This window comes from Dietzia sp. E1, assembly GCF_014145015.1.
Classification (GTDB): domain Bacteria; phylum Actinomycetota; class Actinomycetes; order Mycobacteriales; family Mycobacteriaceae; genus Dietzia; species Dietzia cinnamea_A.
Window position 1 is genome coordinate 1 of record NZ_JAALDU010000581.1, and the last position, 4,096, is coordinate 4,096.

General features: G+C 73.1%; 4 protein-coding genes. 2 read left to right on the plus strand and 2 right to left on the minus strand.

Annotated elements, in window-relative coordinates:
* Both G6030_RS16180 and G6030_RS16185 read right to left on the minus strand, forming a co-directional pair.
* A partial coding sequence (locus G6030_RS16180) for an FAD-dependent oxidoreductase (RefSeq protein ID WP_182643814.1) occupies window positions 1-459 on the minus strand: 459 nt, incomplete at its 3' end.
* Window positions 456-1,040 (minus strand): hypothetical protein, encoded by a 585-nt coding sequence (locus G6030_RS16185; protein WP_182643815.1) that lies wholly within the window; start codon window positions 1,038-1,040, stop codon window positions 456-458. The genes G6030_RS16185 and G6030_RS16180, both read right to left, overlap by 4 nt.
* Window positions 1,041-1,246: 206 nt before the next feature.
* Between G6030_RS16185 and serA the strand changes: the two genes are divergently transcribed.
* The gene (gene serA, locus G6030_RS16190; RefSeq protein WP_007627150.1) at window positions 1,247-2,839 is read left to right on the plus strand and encodes a phosphoglycerate dehydrogenase; all 1,593 of its coding nucleotides are present in this window, start codon (window positions 1,247-1,249) and stop codon (window positions 2,837-2,839) included.
* Between the two features lie 26 nt (window positions 2,840-2,865).
* Window positions 2,866-3,885 (plus strand): 3-isopropylmalate dehydrogenase, encoded by a 1,020-nt coding sequence (locus G6030_RS16195; RefSeq protein WP_182643816.1) that lies wholly within the window; start codon window positions 2,866-2,868, stop codon window positions 3,883-3,885.
* Window positions 3,886-4,096: the final 211 nt, after the last annotated feature.

Below are 4,096 nucleotides of genomic sequence, written 5' to 3' on the forward strand. Positions count from 1 at the left end.
GACCACGTCCTCGGCGCGGCGGCCCAGCGGGCCCATCACGCTCCACCACCGGTCGGCCTCCTCGCGCGAACCCAACCCCTCGGCGAGGGTCGCGGGGGAGGGGCCGGACGGCACGACGATCGCGTCCCGGCCCGGCAGGGCGTGCCCGAGCTGCACCGCGGGCACGGCCAGCTCGACGCCGTGGGCCGCCAGGTCGAAGTCGCGGAAGAACGGCGAGGCCCCCGCCATCGGGTGCACGGCCGAACAGGGGTCCACGAACAGGCCGTCGGCGAGATCGTCCGGGATGTCGCCGGCGACGTCGGACATCGGCAGAGTCCGGCAGCCGCCGCCGATGGTGTCCTGCGCCTCGAGGACCACGACCTTCCGCCCGGCACGCGCGCACATCACGGCCGCCGCCAGACCGCTCGGGCCCGAGCCCACCACGATGACGTCCGCGCGCACGATCCCGGCGGCGCTCACCCGAAGACCGCCAGGCCGTAGGTCCGGCGCAACTGTTCCAGTAACTCCTCCTGCGCCCGGGCCTGTTCCGCGAGACCCCGCAGCCGCCGGCCGGTGTCGTGGACGCGGAGCTCGTCGTCGTCACCGCCGGGCGCCGGGTCGTCGGCGACCCACGACGCCGCGAGCAGCTCCCACATCGAGCGCTTGGCCACCACCAGGGTGCGGAGCGTCTCCAGGACGGCGAGCCGCGCCAACGGATCGCGCAACACCGGCCCCACGGGTAACGCGGAGAGGGTCACCGCGGACGACGCCCGGAGCAGACCGCGACCCGGCGCGCCCACCACCGACAGGCGACGCAGCAGGGCCGCGGCGGTGTCGATCTCCCGGTCGAACTCGGCACGCAGCGGTACCAGGCGCACGCGGTCGGCCGGCTCCACGGCGCTGATGCAGCGGTCGAGGATGCTGCGGCCCACCGCCGCGCCGTACAGGTGCGCCCGCAGGTACGTCGCCACCGCCGTCGCACCGCGCGCCGGTGCCAGCACCGGCAACCACGGGTCGGGGAAGCGGAGCGGGGGCGGTGTCGACCGGGGGCTGCGGGGCATCGGGGCTTTCCGTTCGTCGCGCGGCGGTGGGCTCGTCGGTGTGTTCGTCGGCGTGCCCGTGCCACGACGGCGGCCGGATGGGGCGCGACCGTCGGGCCGGACTCCCCGCCACGGTAGGCGGCCCGGGCCGCACCGGCCACTGATCGACGGCGGTGACAGGTGGCCTAGACTGGCCCTGCCCGTTTTGACACCGAGGAGATCCCACTGTGACAGCATCCGGACGTCCCGTCGTCCTCATCGCCGACAAGCTCGCCCAGTCGACCGTCGACGCGCTCGGCGACGCCGTGGAGGTCCGCTGGGTGGACGGCCCGGATCGTCCGAAGCTCCTCGAGGCCGTCGCCGACGCCGACGCCCTGCTCGTGCGCTCCGCGACGACCGTCGACGCCGAGGTGCTCGCCGCGGCGCCGAACCTCAAGATCATCGGCCGCGCCGGCGTGGGCCTGGACAACGTCGAGATCCCCGCCGCCACCGAGCGCGGCGTCATGGTGGTCAACGCGCCCACCTCCAATATCCACTCTGCCGCCGAGCACGCCGTCGCGCTGCTCATGGCCGCCTGCCGCCAGATCCCGGCCGCCGACCGGACGCTGCGCGAGCACACCTGGAAGCGCAGTTCCTTCAACGGCGTCGAGCTGCTCGGCAAGACCGTCGGTGTCGTGGGCCTGGGGCGCATCGGGCAGCTCGTGGCCCAGCGCCTGGCGGCGTTCGAGACCCACATCATCGCCTACGACCCCTACCTGCCGGCCGCCCGCGCGGCGCAGCTGGGCATCGAGCTCGTGGACATCGACGAGCTGGTCTCCCGGGCCGACATCATCACGATGCACCTGCCCAAGACCAAGGAGACCGCCGGCCTGTTCGACGCCGCGCGTCTCGCCCGTGCCAAGGACGGCGTCGTGATCGTCAACGCCGCCCGCGGCGGCCTCATCGTCGAGGACGCCCTCGTCGACGCCCTGAAGTCCGGCAAGGTCCGCGCCGCCGCGCTCGACGTGTTCGACACCGAGCCCTGCACCGACTCGCCGCTGTTCGAGCTCGAGAACACCGTCGTCACCCCGCACCTGGGCGCCTCCACCGCCGAGGCCCAGGACCGCGCCGGTACGGACGTCGCGCGCAGCGTCCTGCTCGCGCTCCGCGGCGAGTTCGTGCCCGACGCCGTCAACGTCTCCGGTGGCCCGGTCGGCGACGAGGTCGCCCCCTGGCTCGACCTCGTCCGCAAGGTCGGCCTCATCGCCGGCCACCTGTGCCCGGGCGTGCCCACCACCGTCAACGTCGAGGTCGCCGGCGAGCTCGCCGCCGAGCAGGTCGACGTCCTCGGTCTGGCCGCCCTGCGCGGCCTGTTCTCCGCCATCACCGACGAGCCGGCCACGTTCGTCAACGTCGGCCAGATGGCCGAGCAGCGCGGCGTCACGCACTCGGTCGAGACCCGCAGCGAGTCCAAGTCCTACCGCAGCACGGTCACCGTCACGGCCGTCGCGGCCGACGGTTCCACCGGGAAGGTCACCGGGACCCTCTCGGGCCTGGACCAGGTGCAGAAGATCGTCCGGATCAACGAGCGTGGCTTCGATCTGCGCGCCCAGGGCCAGAACCTCTTCGTCCACTACTCCGACCGCCCGGGTGTGCTCGGCAAGGTGGGCTCGATCCTCGGCGGCGAGGGCATCGACATCCAGGCCGCCGCCCTGAGCCAGGACGCCACCGGTGAGGGCGCGTCGCTCATCCTGCGCGTGGACCGTGCGGTCGCCGAGCCGACGATCGACCGGATCGTCTCCGACCTCGGCGCCACCGCCACCCAGATCAACCTCGACTGACGAGCAGCAAAGGAACCCACACCGTCATGAAGCTCGCAGTCATCCCCGGAGACGGCATCGGCGTCGAGGTCACCGCCGAGGCGCTCAAGGTCCTCCACGCGCTGGTGCCCGACGTCTCCACGACCGAGTACGACCTCGGGGCCCGCCGCTACCTGCGCAACGGCGAGACCCTCACCGACGCCGACATCGCCAGCCTCAAGGAGCACGACGCCATCCTGCTGGGCGCCATCGGCGACCCGCGCTCCGTGCCGGCCGGCGTGCTCGAACGCGGCATGCTGCTCCCGCTGCGGTTCGCTCTCGACCACCACGTCAACCTCCGTCCCTCGCGGCTGTTTTCGGGCTCGGCCACGCCGCTGAAGGACCCCGGCGAGATCGACTTCGTGGTGGTGCGCGAGGGCACCGAGGGCCTCTACACCGGCAACGGTGGCGCGATCCGCGTCGGTACCCCGCAGGAGATCGGGACCGAGACGTCGGTCAACACCCGCTTCGGCGTGGAGCGTGTCGTCCGCGACGCCTTCGCCCGCGCACAGGCCCGCCGCGGCAGGCTCACGCTGGTCCACAAGACCAACGTGCTGGTCAACGCCGGCGGACTGTGGCAGCGGACGGTCGACGAGGTCGCGCCCGAGTTCCCGGGGGTCGAGGTGGACTACTGCCACATCGACGCCGCGACCATCTACATGGTCACCGACCCCGCGCGGTTCGACGTGATCGTCACCGACAACCTCTTCGGCGACATCATCACCGACCTCGCCGCGGCCGTCACCGGCGGGATCGGCACCGCGGCGTCCGGCAACATCGACGCCTCCGGCACCAACCCGTCGATGTTCGAGCCCGTCCACGGCTCGGCCCCGGACATCGCCGGCCAGGGCAAGGCCGACCCGACCGCGGCCATCCTGTCCGTGGCCCTGCTCCTGCGCCACCTCGGCAAGGAGGACGAGGCCGCGCGCGTCGAGGCCGCCGTCGAGGCCGACCTCGGTTCGCGCGGCGACGCACCCGTCGTCACCTCCGAGGTGGGCGACCGGATCGTCGCCGCGGTCAGCGCCTAGCCCGGACCGCCTCCCCGGCGTCGGCACGCCGGGACCCGTCCCACCCCGACGGCCCGCGGGTGTGAATCGCGTGAAGCGATCACACCGCGGGCCGTCGGCGTCCACAGTGGAGGCGTGGACGTGGAACTGGCCGAGGTGCGCGACTTCCTCGCCCGCTGCGCACCCTTCGACGCGCTGCCGTCGGAGCAACTCGACCGGCTTCCCGCCCTGC

Excerpts from the sequence above, each read along its gene's own strand:
- G6030_RS16185 (WP_182643815.1), bottom strand. The coding sequence starts at position 1,040 with ATGCCCCGCAGCCCCCGGTCGACACCGCCCCCGCTCCGCTTCCCCGAC.
- G6030_RS16195 (WP_182643816.1), top strand. The coding sequence starts at position 2,866 with ATGAAGCTCGCAGTCATCCCCGGAGACGGCATCGGCGTCGAGGTCACC.